This is a genomic window from Chryseobacterium daeguense DSM 19388, from assembly GCF_000430825.1.
GTDB classification, from domain to species: Bacteria; Bacteroidota; Bacteroidia; order Flavobacteriales; family Weeksellaceae; genus Chryseobacterium; species Chryseobacterium daeguense.
This window is the reverse complement of record NZ_AUMT01000005.1, coordinates 72968-90925: the sequence shown is the minus strand read 5'-3', so window position 1 is coordinate 90925 and position 17958 is coordinate 72968. Positions and strand designations below refer to the sequence as shown.

Sequence of the window (17958 nt, the reverse complement as noted above, 5' to 3'; positions counted from 1 at the left end):
AATGTAAACTAATAATTATAATAAATTTTTCTATTTCAAATATAATTCTCTTTTTATTTAATTTCTTTTATCTAGTAATGGTTAAAAAATATATGACATAAAAAAACTGCTTAAAAAAGCAGTTCATTGTGTCTATTTATATTTAATTTTTTTCAGAGTTCTCTTCATCCTCATCTTCGTATTGCTCAAGATAATAGCTGAAAGTGAAGTCTTCCATTTCATCTTCAGCATCTTCCAGGGTGGTAAGAAGATCTTCAAAGGTTTCCAGCTGATCTACCGTCATGTTGACAAATTCAATCTCAAGCGGCATTTCCAAATCTCCGGTAATAATGTCATACAATGCATCGAGATTATCACCAAAATGTTCAGGCAAAGGAAGCTTTTCCTTTAGCTGGGTATAAAAGTCTTCGTAATCTCCCAAGTCTGCGAAATCTATGTATATTGTCTTCATATTCTTTATTATTTTGTCATTGCGAGGAGTGAAGCGACGAAGCAATCTCAAAAAGGATTCATAATATCTTTAATATCATCCGCTAAATCTTTCCATTCCGGATTCATTGAAATTATTAAATTTAATTTATTTTGTCTTGATCCAGCTTTTATTTGTTTTTCACGGAAAATTGCATCTCCAATTTCCTGAAAGGATTCCCAATATACTAATTTATTTACATTGTATCTTGTGGTAAAGCTTTGCTGATAATGACTTTCTTTATGTTGCTGAATACGTTTAGGCAGATCTGAAGTAACTCCGGTGTAAAGAGTTGTATTATTCTTATTTGTCATAATGTATACAAAACCTGCTTTCATATTCTGAGATTGCTTCGTCACTCCGTTCCTCGCAATGACTTAGTTACTGCTTCTCAAAGCTTTTATAATGATTCTTCGTTAAATAAACATCACCGTTTTTTGTGAAAATAATACGATCGGCGTTTCTTCGTCCGCAATTGTAATTAACATCAGCTTCAAAATACTTGTCATTTTTAGGCAATGTACCTTCTCTGTTAGTAAATTTGTCACCGCCAATAGCTTTTCCGGGCAAAACCTCGCATAAATTTCCTTTGGAAGCCGTCCAGCCATGCTTTCTGGCTTCATTTTTTGTGATATAATAATCAGGAAGCTTATGGTTTTGCTTTACATAATTGATCACCGTTTTTTCTTCGGTTAACTGATATATACTTTGCCTGCCTGAATATTCAGGTTTTGGAGTTCCATCCGAAGATTCATCCGGAGCATGATATTGCGAACGGTTATTAACAGCAGAATTAGCACTTTTATCAATAAAATTCTTATAAACGTACATCCCGGACATCCCGAAAAGAAGCCCCAGGCAAATGAAAAACAGTGATCTTATTTTACCGTTCATATTATTAAATTAAAAATGTAATAATATAGCAATTTACCAGTTTACCAATCAATTGTTAAATTATTAAATTGCTAAATTGTTACATTAATTTACGCCCTCCACTCTTCCGGAATATCGCAGATCGGGATGGGGGTCATTTTATGTTTGGCGGCTTTATGCATTCTGTCGAATATCATGAAAACTTCTTTGTCGCGGCCTTCGTAATCTTCCACTGCTTTGGTTCCGTATTCTTTCTGAATTTTTTCAAGTTCAGGATAAGTTGCGCCGATTTGGTCTTCATCCGTTCTGTCAGCATCCCAAAGTCCATCTGTAGGAATGGCATTCTGGATACTTTCAATAAGGTTTAATGCTCTTGCCAGCTCATAAATTTCCGTTTTATAAAGATCAGCAATCGGCGACACATCTACACCGCCGTCTCCGTATTTTGTATAAAATCCGATACCGAAATCTTCAACTTTATTTCCTGTTCCGCAAACTAAAAGCCCGTGAAGCTGCCCGAAATAATACAATGTAAGCATTCTGAAACGTGATCTTGTGTTCGCTAAAGCCAGATTATTGCTCCATCTTCCTTCTACATGGTCATGAACGATATCTTCAAAGCTTTCAAAAACAGGGGTAAGATTGATGGTTTTTCCCTGAACATTCGGGAATTTTTTCTTTAAATCTTCTATGTGATCCTGCGCTCTGTTTACCTGATCCTCTTTCTGGCGGATTGGCATTTCCAAAAGTAAAACTTCAAGCCCGGTCATGGCGCAGAGTGTAGAAACCACACCGGAATCCACTCCTCCTGAAACACCTATTACATATCCTTTTACATTCGCTTTTACGGCATAATCTTTCAACCAGCTTACAATATGATCTATTACTTTTTTTGTCTGCATTGTTTATTTTTTAGTCTGTTTTAAATTCTATAATTCAAAATTAAAAGTTTCAGGGAAATTTTAAAGATAATTTTCGCGTTTTAATTCGTACCAGAAACAAATTCCGTCCGGTTCTGTAAATTCACTTGTTTTTTTAAAGCCTAATTTTCTCAGAATATGGTTCGAGCCCTTGTTTTCAGAATGAGCATGGGCATAAATAGTGTCGGTTTTTAACTCATTAAAACCATAATCTAAGGAAGCCTTTGCAGATTCCAAAGCATATCCTTTTCCCCAGAATTCAGGAAGAAACCGGTAGCCGAGATCATAAACATTATTATATCCGTTGACTTCCTGGGTGAGTAGTTTTAAGCCGCTCCAGCCGATCAGCAGTCCGCTTACTTTTTCAATGACAGCCAGCCTTCCAACGCCGTTGTCGATGTATTGCTGACGGATCATTTTAATTATATTTTTAGATTCATTTGGATCTGAAAGCGGTGCGACTCCTATGTATTTCATCACTTCAGGGTTAGAGTCCATCAGAAACATACGTTCGGCATCTGTTTCTTCAAATTTTCGTAAAATGAGGTTTTTAGTTTTTATTTCCATTGCCAGGGTTTTGTGGAATAGATGAAGGATTAGACGGAGCGGAAACTCTTTTTTTTCCTCTTTTAATATTTTCTTCCTGCAGCGGATTATTATTAAAGCTTAAGTTTTGTAAATCAGGATTTTGGGAAACATCCAGGCTTTTGATCTGGTTGTTATCTATATTTAAAGTCGCTAACTTTTTAAGCGGGCTTACATCAATAGAAGTTAATCCGTTTGATGAAACCAGCAGTTCATTGATTTCCGGGGTATTTTTTAATGTGACCTGAGTAAGCTTATTGCCGTTAAGATACAATGAAGTTAAATTTTTAAGGTTTTCTGCTTTAAAAGTTAATAAATTACAGGCTTCACATGAAAATAAAGTGAGTGAACTAAGATTTTTTAAATCTACCCCGATAAGGATAGAGCCATCCAGTACAACGGTCTGTACATTCTTAAAAAGGTTGATATCTTCTGCTGATCTTACTTGTATTTTGTTGGATACGAACAAGTTAATAACTTTGTCTGCCTCAGATTGATCAATGGCTCCGTCTTTATTTAAATCAAAATTGGATACGACGGCTTTTTCAAAATTTTTATCACTGAAAGTGAGCTTCTGTGCACTCAAATGCGAAACTGCAATCAATAATAAGAGGGTTGTAAATATTTTCTTTTTCATCTTTGAATTATGTTTAAATCATTATTTTTGTAAACTTTAATTTCATGTAAAAATATGAAGATTTTCAGAACTATTGCGCTTTCTTTACTATTAGTTTTGGGTTTGAGCTCTTGTAAAAAAGAATCTCAGAACCAGTGGGACGTTGAGGTCAAAAATCCTGCCGAAAAAGTAGAAATCACAGATATTTCCAAAGAATTTTATGATCAGAATATTCCTTTGGAGCAGTTTAAGACAAGATTTCCGTGGTTTCAGGGTACGGTAAGTGATGAAGACTTCGGCAAAAGAAGGTTGGACGAAAAAGAAATTGGGATTTATAAGGAAGCTATCGCAAAAATAGACCAGAAAAAGCTTCAGGCTGATCTTCAGGATTTATTTTCTCACATTAAATATCATTTTCCCCAATTCAAAAGCCCGAAAGTATTTTTATTTTCATCCGCTTTACAGATGATTCAGGATCCTATTTTTTATGATGCTAAAGGAAATCTTTTATTTATTGACATAACAGGTTTTATGGGAGACGGAAATCCTAATTATAAAGGGTTGGAGCTGTATTTCCAAAAATCTATGAACCCGAATAATATTGTTCCGAAAGTGGCACAGATCTTTGCGGAAGGTTTTGTAAAAGAATCTCCGGACCATCAGAAGTTCATCGATATGATGATCCTTAACGGGAAAATAATGATTCTGAAAGATGCGTTTTTGCCTACTTATCCGGAATATCTGAAAATGAATTATACCCAAAAGCAATACGAATGGGCAGTTACCAATGAGGCAAATATCTGGAATTATTTTGTGGAAAATAACCTGATTTTCGGAGATGATCACAGATTGGCTGACCGTTTCATAGCTCCGGGGCCATTTTCCAAGTTTTATACAGAAATTGACAATGAGTCTTCTCCGCAGATAGGAATTTTTACAGGATGGCAGATCTGCAAAGAATATTTTAAGCAAAAACCGGAAACTAAATTACAGGATTTCCTGAAAATGGATGCAACGGTAATTTTTAATCAATCCGGGTATAAGCCGAAAGTGAAATAGACAAAGGTCATTAACAAGATAAATTATACAATAAAATAGAAAGTTATGAGAAAAACTCAGATTACGATAGATGTAGAGCTGGATGAAAACCACATCCCGGAAACCATTACATGGAATGCACAAGACGGCGGAATTGAAAAGGAAGAAACAAAAGCAACCATGATTTCCGTTTGGGACGAAAAAGCAATGGAGGCCTTAAGAATTGATCTTTGGACCAAGGAAATGCCGGTTGACCAGATGAAAATGTTCATCCACCAGATTTTAGTTTCTCTTGGAAATACTTATCAGAGAGCAACAGGAGAGGAAGATGTAGCGATGTGGATGGAGCAGATGGCTGAGGAATTTGCAATCAAATCTGCAATAAAAATGTAAAAAATAAATGTAACAATCTATCAGTTTAACAATGTAACAATTCTAATCATTGGTAAACTGATAGATTGATACATTGTTAAATTATACAAATATGAATTTTAACACTAAAGTTATTCACGGAGGACAACATCACGAATCTGCAACGGGTTCGGTGAATGTACCGGTATTTTTAACCTCCACATTTGCACAGAAAAGCCCGGGAGTACATTCCGGTTATGAATATTCAAGAGCAGCGAACCCTACAAGACAGGCGCTGGAAGACTCTTTGGCGAGCATTGAAAACGGAGCCAGAGGATTGGCTTTCGGATCTGGTCTTGCAGCGATAGACTGTGTTCTAAAGCTTTTAAATCCTGGCGATGAGGTAATTGCAGTTGATGATTTATATGGCGGAACATACAGAATGTTTACCAGACTTTTTGAAAAATATCAGCTGAAATTTACGTTCGTTAATTTTGATGATGCCTCCAAAATTGCCGATGTTATTACAGATAAAACAAAACTGATCTGGATCGAAACACCTACCAATCCGTTAATGAAACTGGTTGATATTAAAGCAGTTGTAGAAATCGCAAAAGGTAAAGATATTTTAGTAGCCGTGGACAATACTTTCGCGACGCCTTATCTTCAGAGACCGATAGATCTTGGAGCTGATATCGTAATGCACTCTGCAACGAAATATTTGGGAGGGCATTCAGACGTGATTGCGGGAGCTTTGGTAGCAAAAGATGCTGAGCTGGGAGAAAAGCTTCACTTTATTCAGTTCGCAAGCGGCGGGATTTTAGGCCCTCACGATTCTTATCTTGTTTTAAGAGGGATCAAAACCCTGGCATTAAGGGTTCAGAGACATTCAGAAAACGGAATGGCAGTGGCAAAATACCTTGAATCTCATCCTGCTGTAGCTCAGGTGGTTTATCCGGGATTGGAGTCTCATCCACAATATGAACTGGCAAAATCTCAGATGAAAGATTTCGGAGGAATGGTTTCCTTCACTTTCAAATCCGGGAAAAAAGAAGATGCCATTAAATTTTTAGAAAAATTAAAAGTATTCACTTTAGCAGAATCTTTGGGTGGAGTAGAATCTCTTGCCAATCATCCGGCATTGATGACTCACGCTTCTATCCCTGCAGAAAAACGTGCTGAACTTGGGATTACAGATGATTTAGTACGTTTAAGCGTAGGAATCGAAGATGCGGAAGACCTGATCGCAGATCTGGAAAGAGCATTTTCTTAATTTATTTTAAATTTTTTTGTCATTCTGAATAAAGCGTAGTGCAATGAAGAATCTACCATAATATAGGATTCATTCCTAACGTCAGAATGACAATACACTGAACAATTTAAATATAACATAATGAGAAAGATTCATCTTTTATTAGTATTGATTTTAAGTCAAATCGCTTATTCTCAGGTTAAAGAAACCGATGAGCTTTTTAAAACGGCTAAGAAATTAGACAGTTTGATCTTTGATGAAGGATTTAATAAATGTAATCTTTCTCATTATAAATCTATTGTAAGCAAAGACCTGGAATTTTACCACGACAAAGGCGGAATTACTTCTGGTGAAGAAGCTTTCACGGCATCCATTAAAAATAATATTTGTGGCGGGCCCAATAAAGTAAAGCGTGAGCTTGTTCCAAATACCATGAAAATTTATCCTTTGTATAATAAGGACGTTTTGTATGCCTTCATCCAGGAAGGAGAGCACGAATTTTCAGAATTGTATCAGGGAAAATGGAACAAAGGCAGCCGTGCAAAATTTACCATCCTCTGGATTCTGGAAAGTAAAAACTGGAAAATGAAGCGCGTACTCAGTTACGACCATCATTTATAATCTACTTTGTCAAAGATTATAACTTTGACAAAGTTTTTTAATTTAAATATAATGACAAGAAAAGCTACCATTCAGGATATACGTCAATTGGCTGAATTGTTTGATCAATACAGGATTTTTTACCATAAAGATTCTGATATCCCTGCTGCAGAAAATTTTCTAAAAGATAGAATTGAAAATAAAGATTCTGAAATTTTTGTTGCTGAAAATGACGAAAAGCTGGTCGGTTTTGTTCAGTTATATCCTTTATTTTCTTCAACCAGAATGAAAAGATACTGGCTTCTTAATGATCTTTATGTCAATGAGGATTACCGCGGAAAAGGCTTTTCGAAAGCTTTGATTGAAGAATCGAAAACAATGGCAAAATCTACCAATGCCTGCGGAATCCTACTGGAAACAGGGAAAAGCAATGACATGGGAAATAAACTGTATCCAAGCTGCGGCTTCGAAATTTATGATGAAGTAAATTTCTACGAATGGACAAACGAAGGATCGAATGGTAAATAGTCCATAGTGAATTTTCAAAAATTCATAATTCATAACTAAAAAACATGTCTGATTTTCAAAAATACATTCAAAGATATCTGGACCTTATTCCGGCTGGAGACTGGTTAGCAGAATTAACTCATTCTGGTGAAAAAACGGCTGGAATTTATTCAAATCTCACCGAAGAGCAATCCATGTTTGCCTACGCGGAAGGAAAATGGACGTTGAAAGAATTGCTACTGCATCTATCAGATACGGAAAGGGTTTTTCAGTACCGGATTTTGGCTTTTTCAAGAGGTGACCAGAACGAATTACCCGGCTTTGATGAAGAATTGTATGCGGCCAACTCTTTTGCGAACGAAAGAAGCTTATCATCATTGCTTGAAGAATATAAGTGGGTAAGAAAATCTTCCCAGATCTTACTGCAAACCATGCATCCTTCTGCCTTAAAAAATATCGGAACGGCCAACGGAAACAAAATTGCTGTAGAAACAATCGGAAAATTAATTGTGGGACATAATATTCATCATTTGAATGTTATTGAAGAAAGATATTTGTCGAGATTATGATTTTTGTTTTTATTGTCATTGCGAGAAGCGGAGCGCCGAAGCAATCTCATAATAAAATATAACGGATGAAACCGGGATTTGCATCATGCTTGTAAACTTGTTTATTGGGAATCATTTCAGGAAATTTGAGATGCGATTTTTAGAGAAAAGCAGGTTCAAGACAGAAAAAAATAAATTTAATAAATTCAATTAACACGGAATGGAAGGATTTAGAAGGATATATTAAGGATATTATGATCCTTTTTGAGATTGCTTCGTCACTCTGTTCCTCGCAATGACAAATACAATGGAAAACATCATCAAGATACTAAAATCCGGAGGAACCATCCTTTATCCCACAGACACAATCTGGGGAATAGGCTGCGATGCTACCAACATTGAAGCGGTAAACAAAATTTTTGATATCAAAAAAAGGGAAAAAAACAAATCCATGATCATTTTGGTGGAATCTGAAAAAAGATTGCAGGATCTGGTGGATGTTCCGGAAATGGCTTGGGAAATCATTGATTTAAGCGAAAAGCCTGTTACAATCGTTTATGAAAATCCGAGAGGTTTGCCGAAAGAATTATTGGCAGAAGACGGAAGTATAGGAATTCGACTGGTGAAAAATGATTTTTGTAAAAAATTAATTACAAAATTAAATAAGCCGCTGGTTTCAACGTCAGCCAATTTCAGTGGAGATAAAAGTCCTTTGAAATTTTCGGATATTTCTCCTGAAATTATTGATCTGGTAGATTACGCTGTGGAAGAAGACCGCGAAAAAGTTTCAAAATATTCCGGATCTTCAGTGATAAAAATTTGGAGCGACAACAGGATAAAAGTTCTTCGCGAATAATAAAAAAAGATTTAATTATCTTTGCAAAATCATTTAACCATTAAGAAGTCGGAGGCTAGTTTGTGAAACCTAAAATCTGATTTCTTAGTGGTTTTACATTAGATATTGGTTAACATTTAAAACACATAGCTATAAACCTAATATCTAACATCTAAATATCTAACATCTAAAGAAATGTTCATTAATTTAAATCAAAATAAAAATCTAAAGCTTTTTAAGATAATTTCTGATGTTGCCGCTGGCAACAGCCAGTCTGTGTATATTGTCGGAGGCTATGTCCGGGATTTGCTGATGAAGAGAAAAGCATCCACGGATATTGATTTTGTGACTGAACAAAATGGTATCGAGCTGGCTCAAAATGTAGCAAAGGAAATCGACCCGAAAATGAAAGTTTCCGTTTTTAAAACCTATGGAACGGCAATGATTAAATATAAAGATCTGGAACTGGAATTTGTAGGAGCAAGGAAGGAAAGCTACAATGAAAACAGCAGAAAGCCCGATGTAGAAGGCGGTACCATTGAAGATGATCAGAAAAGAAGGGATTTTACCATTAATGCAATGGCAATTTCTCTGAATAAAGATAATTTTGGTGAACTAATAGACCCGTTCAACGGTATTGAAGACCTTGAAAAAGGGATTCTAAGAACACCTTTAGAGCCTGCACAGACCTATTCTGACGATCCTTTGAGAATGATGAGGGCTATTCGTTTTGCTTCAACATTGCAGTTTGAAATTGAAGAAAATTCTTTGGAAGCCATCAAAAAAGAAGCGGAGAGAATCAAAATTGTTTCAATGGAAAGAATTATGGTTGAATTTAATAAAATCATGCTTTCCCAAAAGCCTTCACTGGGCTTAAAAATAATGGAGCAAACCGGTTTAATGAAATTAATTATTCCTGAATTAATTGATCTGAAAGGAGTAGAAGAGGTAGAAGGCCAAACCCATAAAGATAATTTCTACCATACTCTGGAAGTGGTTGATAATATCTCTGAAAACACTGATAATCTGTGGCTTCGCTGGTCTGCGCTGCTGCATGATATCGGGAAGGCACCAACAAAAAAATTCGTTAAAGGAACAGGCTGGACTTTCCACGGACATGAATTTCTGGGCTCAAAAATGGTGAAAACATTGTTTCAGAGGTTAAAGCTTCCTTTGGGAAGTGACATGAAATATGTTCAGAAAATGGTAAAGCTGTCCTCACGTCCGATTGCTCTGATAACGGATGATGCTTCAGATTCTGCCTTGAGAAGGCTTCTGTTCGATGCCGGTGAGGATCTTGAAGATCTTTTTACTCTCTGCAAGGCCGATATTACCACAAAAAACTCAAGAAAACAGGAAAAATTCAAGAAAAATTTTGAATATGTTGCTGTAAAAATTAAGGAAGTTGAGGAAAAAGATCAGGTAAGAAATTTTCAGCCGCCTATTTCCGGTGAGGAAATTATGGTGATGTTTAATCTTAAGCCAAGCCGAGAGATCGGTATTTTAAAGGAAAAAGTAAAAGAAGCCATCCTGGAAGGTGAAATTGGAAATGACAGTGAAGAGGCCAGGAATTTTGTGATCGCCGAGGCTGAAAAATTGGGATTAACTTTAGCTTAAAACAATTAATCCATTTGTTTTTAGAATTTAATATTAGCGATGTCATCCTGAGCGTGAAGCTGTCGAAGAATTTATAAAAACTCTAAATTTTCAATTAATATAAAAGCAATAGACAATCTATTGCTTTTTTTTAAAAAAATCCGGTCGGTTTCGAAGAAACCGACCGGAAAAAAACACAAATGATGAAAAAAAATAAAAAATTATATTAGATGCCGAAGCATTAATATTAGTTCCATACTACGCCGTTCGAACCTTTTCCGGCTGTAAATGTTTTAATTAAAGATCCTGCTGTAGAATATACGCTGATTTTGCTGTCTTCCGTAAATCCGTTCGCATCAGATACAAAAATCCTGTCATTTACAACACTAAACCCGTAAAGATTAGAATAAGGATCAATACTGTTCGCTACGGTAAATAATGGTGCCGCAGGCGGTGCAGTAGCCGTCATATCCATTGAATATACATTAAGTCCTGATGAGAAGTAAAACTTGCCTTTTTCTATTTCAAGGTTGGTTGCGTTTGCAATTCCTGTTAATGTATAAGTTTTTGTGATGCTTCCGGTATTTGAAATCTGGTAAATGTAAGAATCTGCCGTTCCTGCTGCAATGGCGTAAACTACCTGATTGCTCGCGATCATTTTATTGATGTTTCCGTTAGGAAGTGTGATTGTGGATTGAATTTCGTTGTTGGAAGTGGTGATGTACGTGATTTTATTTCCAAAACCAAAAGATGCATTTTGTACGAAAATATTATTCCCAGCTTCTACAATTCTTTCTACATTATCCGTAAAATTGATTTTTTTAACGAAAGATAAATCAGATGCTTTATAAATGCTTACATATTTGTCAGCTCCGTATTTATCGTTGGTTACGTAAATATTATTGTTTGCAAAAGCCATATATCGCGGAGATACAAGCTGAGCGGTAATTTCACCCGTTCTCTTAAAATTATATCGGTTAACAACCTGAATTTTATTGGAATTATTTAATAAAAGATAAGCATTTTCACCATTAAATGTAATACTCTGCAAAACATCCCCAAGATTTGAATTTCCATTGTTTGATGAAAAAACATTATCCTGTTTCATGCTTAAGTCGGAGCTTACAAAAGTAACATCGGCATTAGGTTTTCCGAAGTTTCCTTCATTGGAGATCAGAAAGCCGTTTCCATAATACATTTCCTGATTTACATCATCATCGTTACTACAAGAAGTTGTAAAAAGTAATGCAGAAGCAAAAGCAATTGTTAAAAGTTTAGTTAGTTTCATATATTTAGTTTAAAAATTCAGGGTTGCGTAAATGCTGTAATTTCTTTTGGGCATTGGATAATAAGAAACCGTTTGATAGACGGTGTCGGTAAGATTATTAATTTTAAATCCTAATGTATATTTTTTTAAAAGTGTTGCGGAAATTCCTGTATTCAGAACAAAATAAGGATCTATGGCATCACTTCTTTTTTCATCTGTGGTTGTATAAGTAAGTCCGTTAAAAAGCCCCTGTACGAAGACTTTCAGGAATTTATACTGATAATCAGCAGTTCCGAAAGCTTTATGAATCGGAACATATACCATTTGGTTTCCTGTTTCTTGGTTGATGGATTTTGAATAAGTATAGCCGGCATTCAGCCTTACATCATGATTCCCGAAGTTTTTACTGAACGTGACCTGTGATTCCAGCCCGTAAATTTCCACTCTGTAGGTGTTGAAGGCAGACCAGTATCCGGCGGCAGTCGGCAGCCAGTTGATATAGTTTTTAACATCCATATAATACGGGCTCAGTGTAATTTTTAGCCCGCCAAAGCTAAACTCATGATCCATATCCACATTGGTAGAGGTCTCAGGAACTAAATTAAGATTTCCTCCTTTTTCCCAATACAGGTCATTAAAAGATGGTATTTTAAAGTTTCTTGAAAAATTAGCCCCTACATCATACCATTTCAGCGGATGCCATTTTCCGGAAAAAGAATACAGAAAAGGCGAAGAAATATCTTCTACAAAGTCTTTTTTTACCCCGGCTTCAAAACGCAGGTTCTCCGTTATAAAATATTTTACCAGTCCTGCAGCGGATCCCATATTTCTGCTTACATTTCCGATTCCGGATTGATATCCTGTTCCTTCATTCACCTGGAATTCACCAATTACATTAAAATTGATTTTTGGAGTAATGAAGTAGTTAAAATCATTTTTAAAAATATAATTCTTTCCTTCCGCGCCGCTTTCTTTCGGCTTGTCAATATCACCGAAATATTGGAAGTTATCTTCTGTATAAGCCGCTTTCAGGCTGTTGGCAAATTTATTTTTATTGATATCCCAGGAAATTAAACTTCTTACAGTCTGAGCATTATATTTCGTTTTATTACCATTTTCCGCGAAAATAGGGTAGTGTTGGGAACCGTCAAAAATCTGATTCTGCCATGAAATAATCTGATGCGGGGCAATTTTATACGAAGCTCCGATGTTGATCGAAGTATTATAAAACCTTCCGTTGCGGTTGATATAACCTTCATTCCCGGTTTTGAACTCAGGAACTTCATAGTCATTTTCGCTGATAAAATAATTTCCCGAAATCTTAAAGCTGAATTTCTCATTGCTGAAAGAACCTTTCACAAAATTATTAAACGTACCGAATGAAGCCGCTTCAGAAAATACAGAAGCCTTAAAACCTTTGTTAAAATCAAGATTATTGTTCAGATGGATACTTCCCCCAATCGCCGAGCTTCCATACTGTACACTTCCACCGCCTGCTTTAATTTCCAGCTCATCATACCCGAAAAGCGGGATATTATTGAGGTCGCCCTGCCCTAAAAAATTAGAATTAATATTAATACCATTCCAGACAAAAGCGGTGTGACCGGCACTTGTTCCGCGAAAAGACGGCGATGAAACCGCACCGCGGCCGTTTTCTTTTATATAAATGGAAGTCTGGAAACGCAGCGCTTCAGATAAATTGGTGGAATTTTTTTCGATGTCTTTTGGGGTAAGGGTATTGACTTTATGAAAAAGCTTTACCTTACTCATTTGATTGTCAAAAATATATACGGTATCGATAGTTTTCTCTTGTCCGAAAAGAAAACAGCCGTAAGACGAAAAAAGCAGTACTAAAGATCTCTTTATATCCATTCTATTTTTACTTTTCCTCCGAAAGCAATTTGTATTTGATTAGATTCTGGCAGGTCTCCTGACTTTCGCTTTCTACACCTTCCCGTTTTCACAGTGGTTTTTTCGTAGAAATCTTTGTTGCGATTTACAGTTGCGGGGACAGTTCAGGATTTTCACCTGATTCCCTTTTCATTCCAAATGATTGGAAACCAAAATTTTTGCAAAGATAAGCTTATTCACTAAAAATGCAAATTACTAGGAAATTATTAAATTAAATATGATGGATCAATTATTCCATAAACATCTTCCAGCATTTATCTTCCTTCTTTTATCTCCGATAGTTGTCCACCAAGAACTATTTTGGATATAGGGAATAATCGCTACGGAATTCCGCTCCTTTGGAGGGGTGGCGAAAATTCGAAAGAATTTTTGACGGAGTGGTTAAGTAAAGATCAACATCTATTGTCCCTACAAAAAAGTAGAATCAAAATAAAAAGGCAGCAAATCCTTTATAGCATGCACTTTTACCACTTCCTCATTCATACTGGAAAAATAAAGGTCAATATTTTCATTCTGCTTGGTTTCATATTCCATTAAGCTCTGCCTGCAGGCTCCGCAAGGTGGAATAGGCGGATTTTTTTCGTGAGATTCTTTGGGACCCCCCACTACAAAAATCTTTTTGATTTTCATATTCGGGAAATTGGCTGCCACCCAGAAAAGCGTTGTTCTTTCTGCGCAGAGTCCTGAAGGATACGCAGCATTTTCCTGGTTATTTCCTGAATAGATTTCTCCATTTTCCAGCAGCACTGCACAGCCTACCAAAAACTGTGAATAAGGGGCATAAGCATTTTCGCGCGCGAGTTTTGCTCTTTCGAATAATTTTCTTTCTATATCGTTCAGTTCACTGCTATTCTTAAAATATTCGTAACTGATTTGAGTTTCTTTTTTCATATATTGTGAATTAAAAAAAGGGGGATAAATTTACTTCTTTTTAGCAAGGTGAACAATTTTATTTTATTCTTTAAAATTTTAACTTTAAAATATTCAAATCAAAAATGTTATATACTCCAATCAGATTTAGAAATGTAGAGCTGAAAAACCGTTGGGTAATGTCTCCAATGTGTATGTATTCCTGCGAAAACGGTCTTGCCAATGATTTTCATTTTGTACACTACGGCAGCAGATCGCAGGGTGGAACGGGTTTAATCATGGTAGAAGCAACAGGGGTGGAGCCTCGGGGAAGGATCACCAATCACTGCATGGGAATCTGGAATGACGAACAGGCAGGAAAACTTCAGAAAATTGTAGAATTTGTACACAAGAGTTCCGAATCTAAAATAGGAATTCAGCTGGCTCATGCAGGAAGAAAGGGCTCAACGTGGAACAATATCCAGATTCCTGTTGAGGATGGCTGGGAAACTATTGCTCCAAGCCCGATTCCTTATCATCCTACGGAAAGGATTCCGCATGCTTTAACGGTTGAAGAGATTAAAGAACAGGTTCAAAACTTCAAAAATGCAGCAAGAAGAGCGGTAAAAGCAGGTTTTAATGTTATTGAAATTCATGGTGCACATGGTTATCTTGTTCATCAGTTTTTATCGCCGCTTTCCAACATCAGGACAGATGAATACGGCGGTAGCTTTGAAAACAGAATCAGATTTTTAATTGAAATAGTTGATGCTGTAAATGAAAAACTGGATGAAAATGTAGCTCTTTTTGTAAGAATCTCCGGAACAGAATACGCCGAAAATGGCTGGGACATCCAGCAAAGTGTAGAATTGGCAAAAATACTTAAAAATCATTCCGTAGATCTGGTAGACGTTTCGAGCGGAGGGAATATTCACGGGGCAAAAATCCCTGTTTATGATGGTTATCAGGTTCCTTTTTCTTCACAGGTAAGAAATGAAGCTCAGGTAAAGACAGGAGCGGTTGGTTTAATTACAAAAATCAGCCAGGCGGAAGAAATTCTGCAAAAAGGAGATGCAGACCTTATTTTTATTGCAAGAGAGATTTTAAGGAATCCGTATATTGCTGTTCAGGGTTCGTTTGAGATGAAAGAAGAATGTTTTTTTCCACATCAATATTTAAGAGCGAAAATTTCTTCTTAATTTAGGACATCAAAAATTAAAATATGAAAATTGAGGATTTCATGCTTACCTGCCCAAGCAAGAAGTTTCTGGGGATAGACTGCTTCGGATGCGGAACCCAGCGGGCTATTGTTATGGTGTTTGAAGGCAGATTTTCTGAAGCTTTCCAGATGTTTCCTGCGGTGTATACATTGCTGCTCTTTTTTGGAATGGTAGTCTTGAATTTTGCCGACAGAAAAAGGAATTACAGCAATATATTAGTTTTCCTCGCTATTATTAATGCACTTATAATGGTAATTTCATATTTTTACAAACATTTATATCTAAATTCACATTAAATATCAATATTAAAATTATAACTATGGATCAACAAAAATTACCCAACGCAACCGCGGTATTAGTATTAGGAATTGTCTCTATCGTAGGCTGCTGCTGCTACGGTCTGCCTGGACTTATTGCCGGAATCATCGCATTGGTACTTGCTAAAAAAGACAATGCATTGTACAAGCAAAACCCTACCATGTATTCAAATTACGGCCAGCTTAATGCAGGTAGAATTATGGCTATCATCGGTATTGTTTTGAGTGTACTTTATGTAATTTATGTAATTGTGCTGATCTCTACAGTAGGATGGGAAGCAATGAAAGATCCTCAGCTGATGCAGGAAAGGATCAAAGACATGATGGGACAATAATCATGTAGCAATAAAAATAAGAAGGCCGCATCAGCGGTCTTTTTTAGTTTTAATTCAAATATAAAAAGCCTTCTCTCATATTGAAAGAAGGCTTTTATTAATAGTAAACTGAAATTATTTCACAATAAACTTCAAAGTGGAGTTATCCAGTTTCAAAAGATAAATTCCCTGTTCTAAGTTTTTAATTTTAATTGAATTTCTGCTGTTTTTAAAAGGCTGTTCGATGGCCTGAATCATTTTTCCGTGAAGATTGTAGATCTCGGCTTTTTTGATGTTTTGAGTTTCACCTTTAATAAAAATTTCGTTATTTGAAATTGGGTTTGGAGATATTTGCAGGTCTTTTTGATCTGTCATCAAATCAGTTGAAATATTCTGGCTTTGTCTTGCTGTACCGGAGTAGCATGTCCAGCTCAGATTATCGATCGCCACTCTGTTGCTTGTAGAGGTATTTTCAAGCGTGATCACTACATTTCCGGTCATATTGATATTACTGATGGTTGTTGTAGTAGTGTTGGTATTATAAGGAATTGTTCCTACCGTAGTTCCATTCACTTTTACGTTGAAAGTTCCGCTTGTTCCTGTAAATTTCAATTGAGTGGTTACCGTTAATGAACCGATTCCGTTGGCAGAGCTGCTTGAAGTTAATGAACCGTCTCTCACTGTAATTGCTTTTGTTGAGATGGTCTGGTCTGTTCTGGCATCTGTGGCGGTCCAGGTAATTCCACTGTTTGTCCAGGTTCTTGTTAAATATGATGAAGCGCTTGCTGTTGGGATGGTTTCGAAGGTTTCACTGGCGCAGTTTGTTCCTGTCGGTGGATTGGTTGTTCCGCCACCGCCTGTGCCAGAGCCCCAGATTTGGCTTACATAGTTCGGATTATCGATAAAAGGGTTTCTGTTTCCCTGAAAAGTATAAGAAGCATTATTCCTGTTGATTTCTGCTTGTGAAACAGGATCCTGATTATGCCAGGCCAGCAGAACATTCAGCTCCCAGGTCTGTAATCCCGGAAATGTGGAGCTTCCCAGCATATTTCCTGTTGTGAAAGTAGAAAGCTTGCTTTGATAACGGGTTACAAAATAAAAAATCATTCTCGCAACATCTCCTTTAAACTCATCTATCGGCTCAAAAACGGTTCCTCCATATCCTGAAGATACAGAATTCCCAAGTTTTGAACCATTTTTAGAGGTAAAAGTTGCTGTTCCTACTTTTCCGAAAGGATAGTTTGATCTCATTCCGTTCACTTTTCCGTCTGTTGCTCTGATAAAATGAATATCGGAAACCATCGACGAAGATTCGTTAAACAAGCTTTGAGGAACAATATGCTCCCTGTTGTAGCAGTTTCCTTCCACGGAATAGGTGCCGCACTGGTTGGTTACCGGGGCATAATTATAGGGGTCACTTGAAGTTGGCCTTTCAGAATAAATATCTAAAATAGAACCGTCGTTTTCATAATTCTTATCAATATCAGTGGTTTTATAAACTGTCCAGAGTCCGCTGTAGCCTTTGTCCTGATGGCCGTTGGTAATAATTGTGCTTAATGCAGTTTTCAGAGAAGCACCTGTAAGTCCGTTGGCAGCGCTGTAATATCCGGCCGGAGCCTGAGCATTTACTAATACTGAAGCAAATCCTAAAAGTAGTAATGGTTTTTTCATATTAAAATTTAAGTTTGGTAAGATTACTATAAATTTATGAATAAAAAATTACGGGATTATTAAATTTCAATGAATGTTGAATTATTAAACAATGCGCTGCTTATTATAATTTTAAATAGAGATGCTTAGCCTGTCGAAGTATCTCATAAATAGTATAGAATCTAAATTCAAATCACAATATTAATTTTCATTGAATTGATAAAAATCATTAAGTTTTAA

21 protein-coding genes and 1 riboswitch are annotated in these 17958 nt (G+C 36.3%); of the genes, 11 read left to right on the top strand and 10 right to left on the bottom strand.

Translation table 11 applies throughout. The annotated features are described in order from the left end of the window. Positions 1–142: 142 nt before the first annotated feature. The 6 genes from H560_RS0108985 to H560_RS21345 all read right to left on the bottom strand — a co-directional run bounded on the left by H560_RS0108985 (position 143) and on the right by H560_RS21345 (position 3484). Entirely contained in the window at positions 143–451 is a 309-nt protein-coding gene (locus H560_RS0108985) for a barstar family protein (RefSeq protein ID WP_027379739.1), read from the bottom strand. Between the two features lie 47 nt (positions 452–498). After that, complete coding sequence (locus H560_RS0108980) at positions 499–807, bottom strand: GIY-YIG nuclease family protein (RefSeq protein ID WP_034752491.1); 309 nt, start codon at positions 805–807, stop codon at positions 499–501. Between the two features lie 43 nt (positions 808–850). Then, positions 851–1363, bottom strand: a complete 513-nt coding sequence (locus tag H560_RS0108975) for a ribonuclease domain-containing protein (RefSeq protein WP_027379737.1) — start codon at positions 1361–1363, stop codon at positions 851–853. An 89-nt stretch (positions 1364–1452) separates the two neighbouring features. Further along, entirely contained in the window at positions 1453–2244 is a 792-nt protein-coding gene (gene nadE, locus H560_RS0108970; RefSeq protein WP_027379736.1) for an NAD(+) synthase, read from the bottom strand. Positions 2245–2304: 60 nt separating this feature from the next. Next, a complete protein-coding gene (locus H560_RS0108965) occupies positions 2305–2829 on the bottom strand; it encodes a GNAT family N-acetyltransferase (RefSeq protein ID WP_034752489.1) in 525 nt (174 codons plus the stop codon). Continuing rightward, positions 2813–3484, bottom strand: a complete 672-nt coding sequence (locus H560_RS21345) for a leucine-rich repeat domain-containing protein (RefSeq protein WP_051289244.1) — start codon at positions 3482–3484, stop codon at positions 2813–2815. Before H560_RS21345 ends, H560_RS0108965 begins: the two co-directional genes overlap by 17 nt. Positions 3485–3538: 54 nt before the next feature. On the opposite strand from H560_RS21345, the gene gldB reads away from it, so the two are divergent. The 8 genes from gldB (at position 3539) to H560_RS0108920 (ending at position 10211) form a co-directional block, all read left to right on the top strand. After that, positions 3539–4522 carry a gliding motility lipoprotein GldB gene (gene gldB, locus H560_RS0108955; RefSeq protein ID WP_081413952.1) on the top strand — a complete coding sequence of 328 codons (984 nt, stop codon included), beginning with the start codon at positions 3539–3541 and terminating at the stop codon, positions 4520–4522. A 45-nt stretch (positions 4523–4567) separates the two neighbouring features. After that, positions 4568–4894: a gliding motility protein GldC gene (gldC, locus tag H560_RS0108950; RefSeq protein WP_027379733.1), complete on the top strand. Its 327-nt coding sequence runs from the start codon at positions 4568–4570 to the stop codon at positions 4892–4894. A gap of 91 nt (positions 4895–4985) precedes the next feature. After that, a complete protein-coding gene (locus tag H560_RS0108945) occupies positions 4986–6125 on the top strand; it encodes a cystathionine gamma-synthase (protein WP_027379732.1) in 1140 nt (379 codons plus the stop codon). A gap of 120 nt (positions 6126–6245) precedes the next feature. Further along, positions 6246–6725, top strand: coding sequence for a DUF4440 domain-containing protein (locus H560_RS0108940; RefSeq protein WP_027379731.1), 480 nt, complete (start codon positions 6246–6248; stop codon positions 6723–6725). A 51-nt stretch (positions 6726–6776) separates the two neighbouring features. Further along, complete coding sequence (locus H560_RS0108935) at positions 6777–7232, top strand: GNAT family N-acetyltransferase (RefSeq protein WP_027379730.1); 456 nt, start codon at positions 6777–6779, stop codon at positions 7230–7232. A gap of 44 nt (positions 7233–7276) precedes the next feature. Next, the gene (locus tag H560_RS0108930; RefSeq protein WP_027379729.1) at positions 7277–7780 is read left to right on the top strand and encodes a DinB family protein; all 504 of its coding nucleotides are present in this window, start codon (positions 7277–7279) and stop codon (positions 7778–7780) included. 286 nt (positions 7781–8066) lie between these two features. Further along, positions 8067–8615 carry an L-threonylcarbamoyladenylate synthase gene (locus tag H560_RS0108925; RefSeq protein ID WP_027379728.1) on the top strand — a complete coding sequence of 183 codons (549 nt, stop codon included), beginning with the start codon at positions 8067–8069 and terminating at the stop codon, positions 8613–8615. 174 nt (positions 8616–8789) lie between these two features. Next, the gene (locus tag H560_RS0108920) at positions 8790–10211 is read left to right on the top strand and encodes a CCA tRNA nucleotidyltransferase (RefSeq protein ID WP_027379727.1); all 1422 of its coding nucleotides are present in this window, start codon (positions 8790–8792) and stop codon (positions 10209–10211) included. Between the two features lie 226 nt (positions 10212–10437). Here H560_RS0108920 and H560_RS0108915 read toward each other — a convergent pair whose 3' ends face one another. The 3 genes from H560_RS0108915 to H560_RS0108905 form a co-directional block, all read right to left on the bottom strand. After that, positions 10438–11478 carry a hypothetical protein gene (locus tag H560_RS0108915; protein WP_027379726.1) on the bottom strand — a complete coding sequence of 347 codons (1041 nt, stop codon included), beginning with the start codon at positions 11476–11478 and terminating at the stop codon, positions 10438–10440. Positions 11479–11487: 9 nt separating this feature from the next. Next, complete coding sequence (locus H560_RS0108910) at positions 11488–13329, bottom strand: TonB-dependent receptor plug domain-containing protein (protein ID WP_027379725.1); 1842 nt, start codon at positions 13327–13329, stop codon at positions 11488–11490. 31 nt (positions 13330–13360) lie between these two features. After that, a riboswitch (cobalamin riboswitch) is annotated at positions 13361–13537 on the bottom strand. Between the two features lie 239 nt (positions 13538–13776). Further along, positions 13777–14259 (bottom strand): cytidine deaminase, encoded by a 483-nt coding sequence (locus H560_RS0108905; RefSeq protein ID WP_027379724.1) that lies wholly within the window; start codon positions 14257–14259, stop codon positions 13777–13779. Between the two features lie 104 nt (positions 14260–14363). Between H560_RS0108905 and namA the strand changes: the two genes are divergently transcribed. The 3 genes from namA to H560_RS0108890 are packed head-to-tail and all read left to right on the top strand — an operon-like array spanning position 14364 to position 16089. Continuing rightward, positions 14364–15416, top strand: coding sequence for an NADPH dehydrogenase NamA (gene namA / locus H560_RS0108900; protein ID WP_027379723.1), 1053 nt, complete (start codon positions 14364–14366; stop codon positions 15414–15416). Positions 15417–15439: 23 nt separating this feature from the next. Further along, a complete protein-coding gene (locus H560_RS0108895; RefSeq protein ID WP_027379722.1) occupies positions 15440–15733 on the top strand; it encodes a DUF2752 domain-containing protein in 294 nt (97 codons plus the stop codon). Positions 15734–15756: 23 nt separating this feature from the next. After that, positions 15757–16089 (top strand): CCC motif membrane protein, encoded by a 333-nt coding sequence (locus H560_RS0108890; protein ID WP_027379721.1) that lies wholly within the window; start codon positions 15757–15759, stop codon positions 16087–16089. Between the two features lie 114 nt (positions 16090–16203). Here H560_RS0108890 and H560_RS21340 read toward each other — a convergent pair whose 3' ends face one another. After that, entirely contained in the window at positions 16204–17739 is a 1536-nt protein-coding gene (locus H560_RS21340; RefSeq protein WP_034752486.1) for an endonuclease, read from the bottom strand. Positions 17740–17958: the final 219 nt, after the last annotated feature.